At 44.0% G+C, this 15,126-nt stretch carries 12 protein-coding genes and 1 pseudogene; 3 read left to right on the plus strand and 10 right to left on the minus strand.

Annotated elements, in window-relative coordinates:
* Window positions 1-102: 102 nt before the first annotated feature.
* From FEM33_RS24140 to FEM33_RS24150, 3 genes are all read right to left on the minus strand, one after another.
* Window positions 103-1,821 carry a GMC family oxidoreductase gene (locus tag FEM33_RS24140; RefSeq protein WP_139014531.1) on the minus strand — a complete coding sequence of 573 codons (1,719 nt, stop codon included), beginning with the start codon at window positions 1,819-1,821 and terminating at the stop codon, window positions 103-105.
* A 105-nt stretch (window positions 1,822-1,926) separates the two neighbouring features.
* Window positions 1,927-2,526, minus strand: a complete 600-nt coding sequence (locus FEM33_RS24145) for a gluconate 2-dehydrogenase subunit 3 family protein (protein WP_139014532.1) — start codon at window positions 2,524-2,526, stop codon at window positions 1,927-1,929.
* A 238-nt stretch (window positions 2,527-2,764) separates the two neighbouring features.
* Complete coding sequence (locus FEM33_RS24150) at window positions 2,765-3,820, minus strand: acyl transferase (RefSeq protein WP_139014533.1); 1,056 nt, start codon at window positions 3,818-3,820, stop codon at window positions 2,765-2,767.
* A 123-nt stretch (window positions 3,821-3,943) separates the two neighbouring features.
* Here FEM33_RS24150 and FEM33_RS24155 point away from each other — a divergent pair, with 123 nt between their 5' ends.
* A complete protein-coding gene (locus FEM33_RS24155) occupies window positions 3,944-4,471 on the plus strand; it encodes a hypothetical protein (protein WP_139014534.1) in 528 nt (175 codons plus the stop codon).
* Window positions 4,472-4,475: 4 nt separating this feature from the next.
* Here the strand turns inward: FEM33_RS24155 and FEM33_RS24160 are convergent, their stop codons facing one another.
* On the minus strand, window positions 4,476-5,753 hold the full coding sequence (locus FEM33_RS24160; RefSeq protein ID WP_139014535.1) for a sensor histidine kinase: 1,278 nt from the start codon (window positions 5,751-5,753) through the stop codon (window positions 4,476-4,478).
* 274 nt (window positions 5,754-6,027) lie between these two features.
* Between FEM33_RS24160 and hemA the strand changes: the two genes are divergently transcribed.
* Complete coding sequence (hemA, locus tag FEM33_RS24165) at window positions 6,028-7,287, plus strand: glutamyl-tRNA reductase (protein WP_139014536.1); 1,260 nt, start codon at window positions 6,028-6,030, stop codon at window positions 7,285-7,287.
* 442 nt (window positions 7,288-7,729) lie between these two features.
* On the opposite strand, the gene FEM33_RS24170 is transcribed toward hemA, so the two are convergent.
* Genes FEM33_RS24170 through FEM33_RS24180 form a run of 3 tightly spaced genes read right to left on the minus strand, consistent with a single transcriptional unit; the run spans window position 7,730 to window position 11,302 of the window.
* On the minus strand, window positions 7,730-9,514 hold the full coding sequence (locus FEM33_RS24170; RefSeq protein WP_139014537.1) for an ABC transporter ATP-binding protein: 1,785 nt from the start codon (window positions 9,512-9,514) through the stop codon (window positions 7,730-7,732).
* A gap of 53 nt (window positions 9,515-9,567) precedes the next feature.
* Window positions 9,568-10,896 carry a DEAD/DEAH box helicase gene (locus FEM33_RS24175; protein ID WP_139014538.1) on the minus strand — a complete coding sequence of 443 codons (1,329 nt, stop codon included), beginning with the start codon at window positions 10,894-10,896 and terminating at the stop codon, window positions 9,568-9,570.
* 49 nt (window positions 10,897-10,945) lie between these two features.
* Window positions 10,946-11,302: a DoxX family protein gene (locus tag FEM33_RS24180; RefSeq protein ID WP_201747834.1), complete on the minus strand. Its 357-nt coding sequence runs from the start codon at window positions 11,300-11,302 to the stop codon at window positions 10,946-10,948.
* 29 nt (window positions 11,303-11,331) lie between these two features.
* Here FEM33_RS24180 and FEM33_RS24185 point away from each other — a divergent pair.
* Window positions 11,332-11,769: pseudogene (locus FEM33_RS24185) on the plus strand (DUF6526 family protein).
* 77 nt (window positions 11,770-11,846) lie between these two features.
* Here the strand turns inward: FEM33_RS24185 and FEM33_RS24190 are convergent.
* The 3 genes from FEM33_RS24190 to FEM33_RS24200 form a co-directional block, all read right to left on the minus strand.
* Window positions 11,847-12,494, minus strand: coding sequence for a porin family protein (locus tag FEM33_RS24190; RefSeq protein WP_139014540.1), 648 nt, complete (start codon window positions 12,492-12,494; stop codon window positions 11,847-11,849).
* A gap of 197 nt (window positions 12,495-12,691) precedes the next feature.
* Entirely contained in the window at window positions 12,692-14,035 is a 1,344-nt protein-coding gene (locus FEM33_RS24195) for an APC family permease (protein WP_139014541.1), read from the minus strand.
* 54 nt (window positions 14,036-14,089) lie between these two features.
* Window positions 14,090-15,034: a hypothetical protein gene (locus FEM33_RS24200; RefSeq protein WP_139014542.1), complete on the minus strand. Its 945-nt coding sequence runs from the start codon at window positions 15,032-15,034 to the stop codon at window positions 14,090-14,092.
* Window positions 15,035-15,126 lie beyond the last annotated feature (92 nt).

The raw sequence follows: 15,126 nt of genomic DNA on the forward strand, positions 1-15,126 counted from the left end.
AATTAAAGAAAAAACCCCGCCGGATTTACCCGGCGGGGTTTTTGTTTGTCGAAAATATGTTCTGAAATTTCGGAAACAGCCTGCAACACTTCGGCCGGATCGTTACACATTCATTTTCTTCAGCTCCTTAACAGCATGGTCAGCTGCGCGTGCGGTCATGGCCATGTATGTTAAAGACGGATTGACGCAGGACGCGGAAGTCATGAAAGAACCGTCCGTTACGTACACGTTTTCAGCACCCCAAACCTGATTGTGTTTGTTAAGCACAGAAGTTTTTGCATCACTTCCCATACGTGCAGTTCCCATTTCATGGATTCCGATTCCGGGATGCTTTGACTCGTCGTTGTACGGCGTAACATTTTTAAGACCGGCAGCTTCCAGCATTTCGGCAGCATCGTTCATCATGTCTACGCGCATTTTCTTTTCATTGTCGCCGTATGCAGCATCAAAAACAACAATCGGCAATCCCCATTTGTCTTTTTTGGTCGGATGCAGGGTAAAACGGTTTTTCTCGTCCGCAATCATTTCACCGAATCCGCCGATGTTCATGCTCCAGGCGCCGGGTTCGGAAATTTTCTTCTTGAATTCAGCACCGAAGCCTTCTATGCCGGCACCACCGGACCAGCTGTCACGGCTGGCTCCGCCCTGATACCCGAATCCTCTGATGTAATCGCGTTTGTCGGTTCCCCAGTTTCGGTAACGCGGAATGTAAATGCCATTGGCACGTCTTCCGAAATAATATTTATCTTCAAATCCTTCCATATCGCCCCGCGCACCTACGGCAAGGTGATGATCCATGATGTTGCGTCCCAGCTGGTCGCTTTCATTGCCAAGACCGTTAGGGAAACGTTTTGAAGTGGAATTCATCATCAGCGATGCCGTTGCGATCGCAGATGCATTCAGGAATATGATTTTTGCAAAATATTCCTTGGTTTCCAGGGTATTCTGATTGATAACGCGAACGCCTGTTACTTTTCCGGCTTTGTCATCGTAAATAACCTCAGAAACAATTGAATCCGGAATGAGCGTCAGATTTCCGGTTTTCTGTGCGGCAGGAAGCGTAGCCGACTGCGTGCTGAAATAAGCACCGTACGGACATCCGCGCATACACATGTTGCGGAACTGGCACGCAGCACGTCCGAGCTCCGTATGGAAATCTTTAGGCTGGGTCAAATGTGCAGCCCTTCCCATAATGACATGACGGCCCGCAAATTTCTTTTCCACTTCGCCTTTGACATGCTTTTCCACACAGTTCATCTGCATCGGCGGAAGATACTGTCCGTCAGGAAGCACATCAAGGCCGTCCCTGGCACCGCTGATACCTGCGAATTTTTCAACGTAATCGTACCAGGGAGCAATGTCGTTGTACCGGATCGGCCAGTCGATGGCAATTCCGTCTTTTGCATTTGCTTCAAAATCTGCCGGATTAAGGCGGTAGCTCTGGCGGCCCCACAAAAGAGAACGGCCGCCTACGTGATAGGCCCGGATCCAGTCGAACTTGCGGGTTTCATCATAAGGGTTTTCCTTGTCGTTTTCGAAAAGGTAACGGTGTTCCTCATTCGCAGTATAACCTGTACGCATGTTGGCCCAGTATTCTTCTTTGGCAACGGTGGAAACACGTCCTCTGTGCTCAAATTCCCAGGGTGCAAGCGTAGCTGTTTTATAATCGGTGATGTGTTTGATATCGCGCCCTCTTTCCAGCATTAACACTTTCAGGCCTTTTTCTGTCAGTTCTTTGGCAGCCCAGCCGCCGCTTATTCCGGAGCCGACAACAATGGCGTCATAAGTCGCCTGTTTTGCAGCTTTCAAATTTAAATTCATATTGAATATTTTTCAATTTTAAGGATTATGCCTAAACGTACCCGAAATGCACGTGAGCAGCATTTTGTACAAGTTGCACCGGGTTTATTTGCGTTTATGCGTCAATTACATTGCCCAGGCTTTTTGTCCCGGTTTCAAATCGATGCATCCGTCGTAACGTCCCGGAACGGCCACGTATTCCAGTGCCTGCGTAGCACCGACTTCTGAGGTAAAATATCCGAGAAGGGTCAGTTCTTTTACCAGCTGGAAAAACGGAACACCGGCGTCTGTATATTCCTTACCTGCTTCCGTATACTTTTTCTTTTCTTCGCCTGCCTTGGCAGATTCCGTTCTGGCAGCCGCTTCCATTTCCTTCAGGATTTTGGTCTGGTCGGCAGGAGATGCTTTCATGAAATCTCTCTTTTCCAGTTCTTTCATGCCCTCATTGAAGCTTGACTGATCTTTCTCAGCATAGCAGTCTTTCAGCATTTTTTCGATGAATTCACCCACTTTAGCATCTTTTGCACCGGGTGTGTCCGTTTTTGGAATGATTATTTCAGCAACTTCCGATACCAGTGCCTGACGATCCGCTGAAAACGGGAACGAAATACCGGTTGACGTTTCATTTGCTGATTTACAGCCTTCCAGAAAAGCAAGCATGGTAGGAGCGGAGAGGGCTCCGCCCATTAAGAGCGCCACACGACTGATGGCTTCGCGTCTTTTCATTATATGTAATTAAATATAGGTTAACAATCCAGAGTATAAAAATACATTCGATAAATGCAATTTTCAATAATCCGGCTAATTTAGGAAAAATTCTCTGCTTTAGTCCTGTTAGAATGATTCTATATAGTGAAATTCAGAGCTATTTTCCTGTTGATCAGCGAACTGGAAAGAAATTAAATTTGCATTAATTGGAAGGTCACGGATATGTATAATTGCCCTGAAATGATGTAAAAACGTTTTATAGTACCATTAAATTGCAGCCGCGTATATCAGAATTATCAAAACGGCCCATTACGTAAAATGTGCCCGGATCGCTTCCGAAACGGCCGAGATCCTGCGTCTCGATAAACGAACAGCTGTCCAGGTTGGCAAGGTCGATGACATTGATCCCGCCGGTTTTGGAACTGCTGAAATGATGATCAGAAATGGAAAAAGGGTCGTTGATGTCCCTTAGTAAAATACGCATCGAAAAACCCGGAACAAACAAGCCGGAGCCATGCGAGTAACCCTGCGAAAGCAGTTCGGTCATGCCGTATTCCGAATGGATCTGATCAGCGGAAAACGATCGGGTAAGAATGTCGTGTACTTCCTCGCGCAGCAGTTCCTGTCGCCGGCCTTTCATTCCGCCTGTATCCATGATCGTGAGGTTTTTCATGTGCTTCATAAAAGAAAGGTCTTCATTGCTTTCCGCCAGGTTCAGCAACGCAAATGTCACACCGAGCAGCAGAATGTTCTTTCCATCCGGGTTGCTGGCCAGAAATCTTAGTTTCTGCAGCATCTCATTCACATTATCGAGGTAAAACCCGGAATATTCCGATTCAGATGACTCAATAAAATGTTGCATCATATACACCAGAGAAGAGTTGTTTCGTTCAAGGTATGACGGCAGCAGTGCAAGAATGTGAAAGTGTTTCAGGTCGCCATAATGTTCCTGAAAAATACGTGTGGAAACGTCTTTGTAAAGCGAAGCGTCAAACAAATGGTGACTGCTTGTTTGCTGGCCAGTAGTGCCGCTGCTCTGAAATACGGCGGATGCGGCAGGCGGCGTTCCGGTTTGAACCAGATGGTTCTTGAAAAACTGGATGGGCAGAAAGGGGATTTCAGTTAAATTGCCAATACGGTCGGCTTTAACATTCAGGAAACGCAGATATTGATTGTATACAGGATTGCAATTCGCCTGATAACGGAATATTTTCAAGGCAAGCTGCTCGAAATCAGTTGCTTTAAGTTCCAGGATTTCATTCCTGAGTTCATCCCTTATTTCAGCCAGGGAATTGTTGTTTTGAAGTTCCAATACTGTTACTTTCGTAGAAATTAAGTACAAAGTTAAAGGACTGAAATTCCAAATGCGAACGGTGTAATGAAAATCTGTTCGAAGTCGTTAAGATAAAAAGCTGTTCATATAAATATCAGTAAAATGAAAATGAAATTTTCCTTGTTTGTTGTTCTGGCCGGAGCAGCATTGGGCTGTGTGGATATTCCTGATTTTGACGACACGCCGAAAATTTACTATAACGGAGTCAGTCAGTATACAACGACGAATGAAAAAACGGGCAAAAAAGAACGTGAATACGTAACCGTAACCGTTGATTTTGAAGACGGCAATGGTGATCTGGGTGCTACTTCGGAAGAAATAGGCAATCCTGCTTTTACAGAACCATACGGAGAATGGGGAAATTATGAGCTGGTTACCTATTTAAAAGCAGCAAACGGAACATGGCAGGAACAACCTCTGGAGAGTGATAAATACAAATGGGTACCTCCGTTAAAACCGGATGGCAAGCCGGGCCCGATTAAAGGAAAACTGGACTTCAATGCCAATTTCCCCTATTTCGGTAGCTTCGTCATGCGGTATGTGAAATTCAAGGTCCGCATTCGTGACAGGGCTTTGCATGTCAGCAACCAGATTGAAACCGACAGCATTCTGGTTCCCATCGTGGAATAATGGATTATTCGATAATTGTTGCACGCAGGGAAATCCTGAATGTTGTTCCTTTACCGATTTCGGAGCTTTTTACATAAAGCTTTCCCGAATGATAATTTTCGATAATCCTTTTGGCAAGGGTAAGGCCAAGTCCCCAGCCTCTTTTTTTCGTGCTGAAACCGGGATTGAAAATCTTGTTCATGTTGGCCTTGCTCATGCCTTTTCCCGTGTCCCGGATATCAATCCAGACTTCCTTCATCAGCGGCGGCGCTTGTAGCGTTACATGAATCTCGCCGATTCCGCTCATGGCATCTACCGCATTTTTACAGATATTCTCAATGACCCATTCAAACAGGTTCTTGTTTAAAAGCACCGTTTGCTCTTTGGCAAGCTGGTTGTATACAGAAAATTTGACTTTGGAAGATACCCGCTTTTCAAGATAATCTATAAAATTGGTCACGATTTCAGAAACCGGTTCTTCTTTCAAAGTTGGCACGGAGCCTATATTTGAAAAACGCGTCGTTATCATTTCCAGCCTGATTACGTCTTTCTCGATTTCTTCTGCAATGGAAGGATCTATCGCCGGATCGCTGCGGAAATATTCCACCCACGCCATTAAAGATGACAACGGCGTGCCTAGCTGATGTGCGGTTTCTTTGGCCAGCCCGACCCAGACCCGGTTTTGTTCCGCCTTGCGCTCCGAGCTGAAAGCCAGATATGCCAGATAACCGATAAACAGCATGACAGAAAGCTGCAGAAAAGGATAATACCTCAGTTGCGTAAGCAGAAATGAATTGCTGTAATATATGTAACCGGTCCTGTTTTTTCCAAGCTCAACCGGAATCGGCACGTGTTCCAGTTTCATATCCGAAAGTTTTTCCTGAATAATCCGCTCTTTTTCATGCAGACTGCTTTTCTTCGGAAAATTGATGTTTATATACTGATTTGCGAGATTGTTTTCATTTACATAAATGGTCGGGATCTTGTAAAAATTAACGGCATCCTGAATAACCGAAAAAACGACATTGAAGTTTTCATCGAGCGGACTGTTGAATACATAGCGCAATGCTTCTGCATACAGCTGGACTTCTCTTTCTTCACGCTGTTCCAGTTCTTCAACAAGCTTGTCGGTGTAATACAATGATCCGATACTCAGCAGCAGCAGAATAAGGCCGATGATGTATTTGTAAAAGCTTTTCTGGTCGTAGGTATCCGCCAGAGAACGGCGTAACCGCTGGCTGTTTAATATAGCGACCGGATGCAGACGGAAACGGGGCTTGAATTTAGGGGCTTTGCTAATCATTTACAGTTTCGGGCACAATATGCCAGAATTTGATGTTATGTTATACAAATAACGTAAAATTATCATGCTTAGTGGGTTCTGCTCCATTTTAAGTTTGGTTGAAATACCTGCATTCATCCTGATTTCAGGCACTCCGAGTATTATAAAATTGCAGTTACAAGCAGCTGCTTCAACTGATTTATTTATAAAATTTCTAAATAAACCAACCATTTTCCATTCACGTTCCTATTGTAAGTTTTGTGCCGTATTTTTGTAAATCGAATTAGAAACAGTGATGTATAATCAGTTCAAATCAATAAGTTTATCACATCGGAATGCTCCTCTGGCCGTTAGGGAACAGCTTGCATTGAATGAGGCGGAGGCAAAGGGCATTATGTTACGCCTGAAAGATTTCTTTGATGTCTCCGACGTTCTTGCGGTTTCCACCTGTAACCGGACCGAAATTTACTACTCCTCTGCTGCTGACCTGAATAACGATATCATAAAATTGCTCCTGATTGAAAAAGGGATATCTGATATTGATACTTTTAACAATTATTTCGAGAAATTTTCTGACGGCGACAGTGCTGTAAGGCATTTATTTCAGGTTGCAACCGGGCTTCAGTCCCAGGTTGTCGGTGACATGCAGATTCCGAACCAGATCAAGCATGCGTATCAGTGGTCTGCCGATCTCAACATGGCCGGACCTTTCCTGCACAGACTTTTACACACGATATTTTTTGCTAACAAACGCGTTGCACAGGAGACTTTCTTCCGCGATGGCGCTGCTTCGGTTTCCTATGCGGCAGTGGAATTGCTCGAAGGACTGATGCCGAACCCGAAAGTTCTTATCGTTGGTTTGGGCGAAGTCGGAACGGACGTATGCCGGAACCTGGCACAGAAATCCGGCCTGGAAGTTACAATTATAAACCGTACCAAAAGCAAAGCCGATCAGCTTGGCAATGAACTGGGATTCAGGGTTGCGGAGTTTTCAGACATTGAAGCAGAAATTTCCCGCGCCGACATCATTGTATCTTCAATCGTAAGGGACGAGCCGTTTTTTACAAAAGAAATGATGGTCCGTTTACGCGGAATGTCGTTCAAATATTTTATTGACTTATCGGTACCAAGAAGCGTTTCGCCCGAAGTGGAGGAAATTCCGGGTGTCATGCTTTATACGATTGATTCCGTTCGTTCCAAAGCGGATGCTGCCCTACACCGCCGTCTGGAAGCTGTTCCGCATGTTCGTGAAATCATTAATGAAGCCATGCTGGAATTTAATGACTGGTCAAGAGAAATGATTGTTTCTCCGACAATCCAGAAGCTGAAAGGTGCTTTGGAACAGATCCGTAAGGAAGAACTGACAAGGTTTACCAAAAATCTGAGTGAGTCCGAAATGGAAAAAGTGGACCGCATTACAACAAGTATGATGCAGAAAATACTCAAATTGCCGGTATTGCAGTTGAAAGCAGCCTGCAAAAGAGGCGAGGCCGAGACTTTGATAGATGTGTTGAACGACCTGTTCAACCTTGAAAAGGAAAAAGAAAATTCCTGATACGCTATTTAATTACTATGGCATGTCCCGGAATTTCTTAAAAAGATTCCGGGATTTTTATTTTCTGTTAGATCTGTTATTTAAAAAAGAACGGAAGGCAATGCCCTCCGTTCTATGTATTACCTTACCCTCCACAATAATTAACTTGTTGCTGAAAGCTTGATCCAATAGGTGATTTGGCTTGTAAATCAAATAATTGAACAGCAATAGATTTTATTACTCCATTTTTACCCACAAAATCCAAAGCATAAGCCTTCAGATGAGACTTACGTAAAAAATGCCTCTTTGGATTCAAACAGATTAAAAAAAGTTAAAAATTTCTGGAGAAAAGATCAGATAATAAATATTGCTGCAAAGCTGGAAAGGATAAAGGTAAATAACCGCATGAAATCCGGGTTTAGAGAAAATTTTTCGTTAAAGTACTTTAACGAAAAAACATGGTTTACTCCTTGGCGATCAGCTCGATCATTTTATCGAGATTAAGGCTTCTTGCCGATGCATCGAAGATTTCCCTGTACAATCCTTCTTTTTCGTACAGTTCCGTATGCGTGCCGCTTTCCTCAATATGGCCCTTTTTCATGACATAAATCTGATCGGAATCCAGTATTTGTGAAAGGCTGTGTGAAATGATAACGACAGTCCGGCCTTTTTTGATCGCATCCAGGCTGTTTTTGATCTGCTCCGTTGCAATGGCGTCCAGACTTGCCGTTGGCTCGTCCAGGAAAATTACCGGCGGATTTTTTAGGAACAAACGGGCAATTGCAATGCGCTGCTGCTGTCCGCCGGAAAGCATTTGTGCGTCGGTTTCGTACTTTGCCGGAAGTTCCATGATCTGATCATGCAGATATGCTTTTTTGGCTGCTGCCATCAGATCTTCCATGGACGCATCCATTTGCCCGTAACGGATATTTTCAGCAATGGAACCTTTGAATATGTGGTTTTTTTGAAGCACCATTCCGATTTCATTTCGAAGTGCAGGCAGATTGTAGGCGCTTAAAGAAAGCCCGTCCAACAGCAGTGTTCCCGAGTCCGGCGCATAAAATCCGATCAGCAAATTGATCAGGGTACTTTTTCCTGCACCTGAAAGTCCGACCAGAGCCGTTGTCTGTCCGGATTTTATCGTTACATCAATATTAAACAGTGCCTTGGTGCCATTGGGATAAGTGAAGGAAACATTATGAAGAACATAGTCGCCCTGGATGCTTTCCGGCGTAAAATCTCCGCTGCGTTCCTTGGCATTGTCCGCATCCAGAATGTCAAAAAATCCTTCTGAATAAGTCAGTGCATCGTTCATTTCGTCATAAATTCTGTGCAATTGCCGTATAGGCGCCGAAACATTATTGAACAGCAGAATATGGAACATAATGGCACCAATGGACATCTGATGATCAAGCACAAGATAGGCAGTCAGAATGATGATCAGCACGACGCCAATTTGCTCCACAAAACTCTTTATACCGTCATATGTAAAGTTGGTGCGTCGTGTTTTAAGCTGCGATTCCATGAGTTCCATCTGCGTTTTGTACTGCTTCCGGCCCTCGAATTTTTCACGTACAAAGGATTTGATAACAATAATGGATTCAATCAGATTGATCAGGCCGCTGCTTTTATTCTCGCGCTGTGTTTTCAGTTTTCTGCGTACGCCCTGAAGTTCACCGGCCTGTTTGAAACTTACCCAGAAATACACCGGCAAAATGGCCAGCGCAATGGCTCCCACATAGAAATTGGCAGAAAACATAATGGCAAGCGCAACAATCGAATTAGCGAATAGCGGCAGAATATCAATGAAAAAGTTCTGGATCAGTTTGGTAAGACTTTCCACGCCACGATCAATCCGGGTCTGAAGCTTTCCTTTCTGATTGTCGCTGTCACTGTAAAATGAAAGATTGTAAGTCAGAATGCGGCTTACGGCTTCCTGCGCCAGATCGCTGGATACCTTGATCCGTATTTTTTCACCAAAGTAACGCTGCCCGAAAACAATAAACGTATTGACAATTTCCTTGACAAACAAAATGATGGAAATGCGCAGCAGCAAATCTCTTCCCTGCATAATTCCCCAGTTCTTATCCAGCATGGACTGAACCGTATCCACAGTATAACGCAAAACCCACGGGTTCACCTGAGCCGTTACCGCACCCAGCAGCGTAAGAAAGAGCGCAAATGTGATTTGCTTGTAATAAGGTTTGACAAAAGGCTGCAGACGCTGGAATATTTGCCAGATACTCATATCGGGTTCAGGAAAATGGATAGTTCAAAGGATTTTGTTCCAATATGCGTGCCTTACTTCTTGCCCGAGCGTTTGATGGGCCTCCCGTATTTCTGCATTTTTTCCTGCGCGTAGTTTCTTCTGACGTTTATTTTTTTGTTTTTGTCCAGTTTTTCATGAAAAGCCGAGCCCGTCGATTCTCGTTTCGGAAGCCTGAACTCGATATTTTTCATATAAATCCTTGGCTCTTCATCCGGCGTCAGTATTTCCGAAACTTTAAGATTTTCGGGCAGTGGCTGAACAGGAATGCTGAAATTCATCAGTTCCTCAATATTTTCCTGAAACTCTTTTTCTTTTTCCGTTATAAAAGAAATCGCAATGCCCTTTTTGTCGGCCCGCCCCGTTCTGCCGATTCTGTGAATGTAATTTTCCGGTACTTCTGGCAAATCAAAATTGATGACATGCGAAACTCCGGCAACATCCAGCCCGCGTGCAATGATGTCCGTAGCGATCAGAATCCTGTAACTTCCTTCATGAAACTGCTTCACCGAGTTAAACCGGTGGTTCTGTTCCTTGTTGGAATGGATAACGCCGATTTTGTTCAGATAACCCAATTCCAGTTGTCCGTAAAGCTGATCTGCAAGCTTTTTTGTAGCAACAAAGATCAGAACTTTGTTCATTTCCGGATCATTGTCCAGCAGCAAATCGAGCAGATTTACTTTTGTGTAAAAATTCGGGACTTCATAGGCAATCTGTTCAATGTTTTCAAGCGGCGTTCCGACAGGCGCGGCTTCGATTCGAACCGGATTGTTGAAATACGTCTGCATGAGATTTTCCACTTCCTGCGTAATCGTTGCCGAAAAAAGCAAATTCTGACGTTTCTGCGGAAGCAGATCCAGAATATTTTTCAGCTGCGTCCGGAATCCCAGGTTCAGCATTTCATCCACTTCATCAATTACCAGTTTTTTGATGGCCTTGGTTTTAAGGGAACCGTTCAGCGCAAGGTCGAATAACCTTCCGGGCGTTGCAACTACAATATCGGCGCCTTCTTTCAGTTCCGCCATCTGGACCTTTATATTGCCTCCGCCATAAACGCCGACGGTCTGCAAAGTCATATACGCGCTTAGCTTCCGGACTTCTTCCACCACCTGCACGACGAGTTCACGTGTAGGAACAAGGATCAGCAACTGCGGAAGACGGTCTTTGGAATATTCGATCTGGCGAAGAGAAGGAAGCAAATAGGCGAACGTTTTTCCGGTTCCGGTTTGTGCAATTCCACACACGTCCTTTCCGGACATCATAACCGAAAATACCTTCTGCTGAATTGTTGTTGGTACGGTATATTCCAGATCTGCCAATGCCTGAAGCAAAGGTCTGGATAAATTTAGTTCTTCAAAAGTCATAACCATATTTCAAATAAAGTACAAAGATACTTTATATCTAGCTAAACACTCACTTTGCGGTGTAAACCCATGCCCACCAGATCAGCAGAAACTGTAACGGAAGCCTCAGCAATGCAACCCATAAAAACGGATTGTGCGTGTGATAAAAATCAATCGCCATGTAAATATTGGCCGGAAAAACAGCAATCAGCAGCAGTATGATCAGCCATGCAGCAACTGGGCGAACAACCTGAAAAAAGAGCATCGTGCCAAATACAATTTCACATACACCGCTGATATAAACAAGCTGCAACGGAAACGGCAGGAAAGGTGGCATGATTTTCAGGAATGTATCCGTACGGAGAAAGTGCATGATGCCCGCTCCGATGTACAAGAAAGCCATGATGTAAAGGATCCTATTTTTCATCTCCATCTGTTTATACCAAAGTTCCTCCGATGACCAAGCAAAACTATCAAAATCACGTCCGTTATTACCCTGCGCATCATTTTGTATTTTATCCGGTACTGATGATTCTGACCGGCGCTAGCATTTATTACGCTGTAAGAAGTGATGAATATACGCTTATCTGGGCTTTTATTGCAATCACCCTTTTTATGATCGGCTAGCTCTCGTTTATGCTGCGGCAGCATTATGCGCTCAATAACCAGAACCGGATTGTACGGCTGGAAATGCGTTTCAGGTATTTTTTGCTGACAAACCAACGGTTGGATTTACTTGAAAATCAACTTTCTTTCGGGCAACTTTCCGCACTGCGGTTTGCATCCGATGAGGAACTTGTAGCACTCACCGAACGTACGCTGAAAGAAAACCTTTCTCCGAATGAGATAAAGAAGTCGATAAAAGAATGGCAGCCGGATCATATGCGTGTTTAAACGCAATACAAAGGTTTAACAACAAAAGAGGGCATTTCCAGCCGGGAATGCCCTCTTTTGTTAAAGTAATGCTTTAACTAGCGCGTCTTGAACTTGCCGGTTTCTTTATTGTAAGTTCCAAGCGGAAAGCTCAGACCAAGATTTACCCCCCAGTTGCTGTTTTTCAGTTTTGAATTGTTATTCCGTAAAACGTTGAACAATCCCAGTCCGTAACGTGCATCGAAATTCAGCCAGATCTTATTCATAATCTGATAATTCAGACCGGCGCCAAATGTCAGTCCGAGATCAATCGGGCTGAAAATCCGGTTATCCTTTGTTCCATTGATGTTATCGCCGTCTTTGTTTTTTGCGCCGACGAGGAAGTTAACGTTCGGACCGGCAAATATTTTGGGACGCAGTCTGTCACCGTATTGTCCGAAGTAAAACGTGGCCAGCAACGGAACCTGAATGTAGTTCAGATTGACTTCATCTGCCTTGTTGAAAGTTTTGGCACCCATTTGTGTAAATAAAACAGATCCGCTGAAACCAAAACCGGTTTTGGAACTGTAATTGTAAAAGCCTCCGACCGTAATACCCGGTTTCCAGTCTGTGAAAGTATTGGCCACATCGCCTCTGAAATTGGCAATGGAAATTCCGACAACAGGTCCTACCGACACATTTTCCTGCGCTTGTGCATGAACGGTACATAGCATCAAAGCCAATACCAGAATAATACAATTTTTCATTTAGGTATGTTTTAATAACGTTAGTTTGATTTGTACGTCATTTAACAATATCGAGCCTGAAAAGTACGGAATATTAAAATGCTAATTGTCAGAGTTGTTGGGCGGCATTTACTTAAACTTGTACGATACAAGAATCACAAAAACGGGGAAATAGATCTACAAAGTTGTTGTTTGTAATTTTTCAATTTTCTCATTACTTACTCCGGCTGTTTACCGATTTTCTGAAGGATCCAGTACAATGGCGCTCCTCCGAGAAAAAGGCCCCAGCCGATTACAGCTGAAGAAGGGTCTGTAAGAATGACGTTTGCAGCTACGGCCAAAAGGAAAAGTACAAAAAATCCCGGCAAATACGGATAACCTCCGATCCTGAAGCCTTTATGCGGATCATGAATGCCTGCCTTTTTCCGGAAAACAAACAACGTGGCAGCGGCACTTGCCAGCGCAATGCTGTCCACGGACATGACATAATTGACAATTTGTTCAAATGTATCCAGAACCCAAAGGGAAAGAAGGGTAGTAACGATCAGAAATGTGAGTGCAAATTCCTGAACCTGCGTTCTGGGGTTCACCTTTTTGAAAATACCGGGTAAAATGTGATCTTCAGCGAGTGCATAATAAACCCTTGGCAAGGAAAGCATGGTGGCATTGATAAAACCAAGAACAGAAAGGAAAATCGCCAATGAAAAGAAAATTTCACCCCAAGGTCCGAACAATGCCCGGGCCGTATCTGCCGCGATCAGGCTGGATTTGCTTAGTGCCTCAAATCCAAGAACATTGTAATACGTATAATTCAAGGCAAGGTACAGACCCAAAATCAGGAACATGCCCAGAAAGATACCGCGCGGTGTATTTCGCACCGGATCTTTGATATCTGCGCCAAAATTGAGCGTTTGCTGATACCCGCCAAATGTGTAGAAAACCGCAATAAGGCTTGCGCCGAATGCTGAAAACCAGTTTCCGGATAAAGCAGGCGATGCAACGGATTCGCTTACATTTCTGTCTGCATCGGTGTAAAAAATACCGATACAAAGTACAAGCATCATCAGGATTTTCAGACTGCTCAGGATATTCTGGGTACGTGAACCGGACTTTATACCAAGCATGTTGACAAGGTAGAAAAATGCCAGCGTTATAATGGCAGTCATGCGAATGCCGTTCGGGCTGCGTGCAAATTCCGGCAGTAAAGGATTGATGTATTCCGAACCGATCAGCGCAACACCGGCCATTCCGGCGCCGTAAGTCAGGACAATAACCCAATTGATCATAAAGGCATATAACGGATTGAAAGCCGTGGAGATCAGCTTGTAAAATCCGCCCGGAAAATGGTGGCGTGAACCGATCTCGGCAAAAACAAATGCACCGATGAGGCTGACAAGGCCGCCTGCAATCCATGCAATGAAAAAAATTTCAGGACTTCCCGCCTGCTTTGCAACAATGGCCGGCGTGCGGAAAATGCCGATACCGATTACGAGACTGATTACGATCATTCCCAGGTCAAACGGGCCGATCTGGGGACGGATTTTATCGGAAGGTTCAGGCATTATACCGGATTTGATCGTGAGCGTTCAGATTGTAAGTTACATGTTGAAATAGGATTAATCATCATCTTCCGGAAATTCTTCATTCGGAATCTGGTATGTTTTCAAATATGCTTTCAGCTGAGAAGGCACTTTCCAGTTTTTCAGCACATTTTTGATGTTTTTGATCTCTGTTTTAAGCTCATTTACATTCGTATTGAACTTGACAATGACCGTGGTTCTAGAATTGGCATGCTGATAGGGAAGTCCGCAAACGGCAGCAATCCTTTTCTGAACCGCTTCCTTTTCCGCTTCCAGTTCTTCCACTTGCTGTTTCAGCATTTTGTTATAATAATTGAGCTGGTTTTTAGTCAGGTTTTCAAGCTTGTCCTGATCAATTCTTTCCAGTTCAATCTGAAGTTTAAGCAGTTTCAGCAGGTTATTTTCCTGATACGCCTGCGTAACCTGCTGCATGATATCCGTTTTGCGCACCTTTTCAGCATCATCCGTTTCCAGGTCCGGATGAAAAGATTTGACAAGATCCATGTAAACGGCTCTGACCGATCTGGATGTTTTCTGCTGTTCTGCATGCAGTTTTGCTGCCCTGATCTGCGCTGCGATCCGTTCCTCGCGCTGTTCTGCTTTTATTTTTTGCTGTTCTTCTTCGGGTAACTGGTGAAATTCAGCATCTTCAGCAACTTCTGCATTGTTTTCACTTTCAAGTAAAAAAGCCGGATCTGTTATTTTAAACTTGTCCTTTTGCAGCTGGATGGCCGTTTCAATATCCATTTCGCTGTATTTGTTATAAACCGGTTTCAAATCTTCAAATCCGTAATTTACAATCAGGTCGAAAGCACTTTCGGTAATCAGGTAAGCAAGTTTGGTCTGATATGCATTCCTGAAAAGATCATTGGTGTAAGTACGGTCCATCAAATGCACGATTTCAGCCCGGAAACCCTGATATTCCCGGATAAGCGGGTCCAAATCCGGTTCTTCCCCAATTTTGGTGGTATGTATGTGCATTGTAAATTACCATTTAGGCGTTCAGACTTATCATGGATGCCACTTGTCTGATTTTTCCTTCTTCCGCTGAAACATTTAAGGTAACAGCCCTT

Source organism: Dyadobacter flavalbus, assembly GCF_006149045.1.
Taxonomy (GTDB): Bacteria; Bacteroidota; Bacteroidia; order Cytophagales; family Spirosomataceae; genus Dyadobacter; species Dyadobacter flavalbus.

Bases quoted from the DNA above. Each gene is read 5' to 3' on its own strand.
- FEM33_RS24200 (WP_139014542.1), bottom strand. From the start codon at position 15,034: ATGCACATACATACCACCAAAATTGGGGAAGAACCGGATTTGGACCCG.
- hemA (WP_139014536.1), top strand. From the start codon at position 6,028: ATGTATAATCAGTTCAAATCAATAAGTTTATCACATCGGAATGCTCCT.
- FEM33_RS24175 (WP_139014538.1), bottom strand. From the start codon at position 10,896: ATGACTTTTGAAGAACTAAATTTATCCAGACCTTTGCTTCAGGCATTG.
- FEM33_RS24190 (WP_139014540.1), bottom strand. From the start codon at position 12,494: ATGAAAAATTGTATTATTCTGGTATTGGCTTTGATGCTATGTACCGTT.
- FEM33_RS24195 (WP_139014541.1), bottom strand. From the start codon at position 14,035: ATGCCTGAACCTTCCGATAAAATCCGTCCCCAGATCGGCCCGTTTGAC.
- FEM33_RS24155 (WP_139014534.1), top strand. From the start codon at position 3,944: ATGAAAATGAAATTTTCCTTGTTTGTTGTTCTGGCCGGAGCAGCATTG.
- FEM33_RS24180 (WP_201747834.1), bottom strand. From the start codon at position 11,302: ATGAAAAATAGGATCCTTTACATCATGGCTTTCTTGTACATCGGAGCG.
- FEM33_RS24145 (WP_139014532.1), bottom strand. From the start codon at position 2,526: ATGAAAAGACGCGAAGCCATCAGTCGTGTGGCGCTCTTAATGGGCGGA.
- FEM33_RS24170 (WP_139014537.1), bottom strand. From the start codon at position 9,514: ATGAGTATCTGGCAAATATTCCAGCGTCTGCAGCCTTTTGTCAAACCT.
- FEM33_RS24140 (WP_139014531.1), bottom strand. From the start codon at position 1,821: ATGAATTTAAATTTGAAAGCTGCAAAACAGGCGACTTATGACGCCATT.
- FEM33_RS24160 (WP_139014535.1), bottom strand. From the start codon at position 5,753: ATGATTAGCAAAGCCCCTAAATTCAAGCCCCGTTTCCGTCTGCATCCG.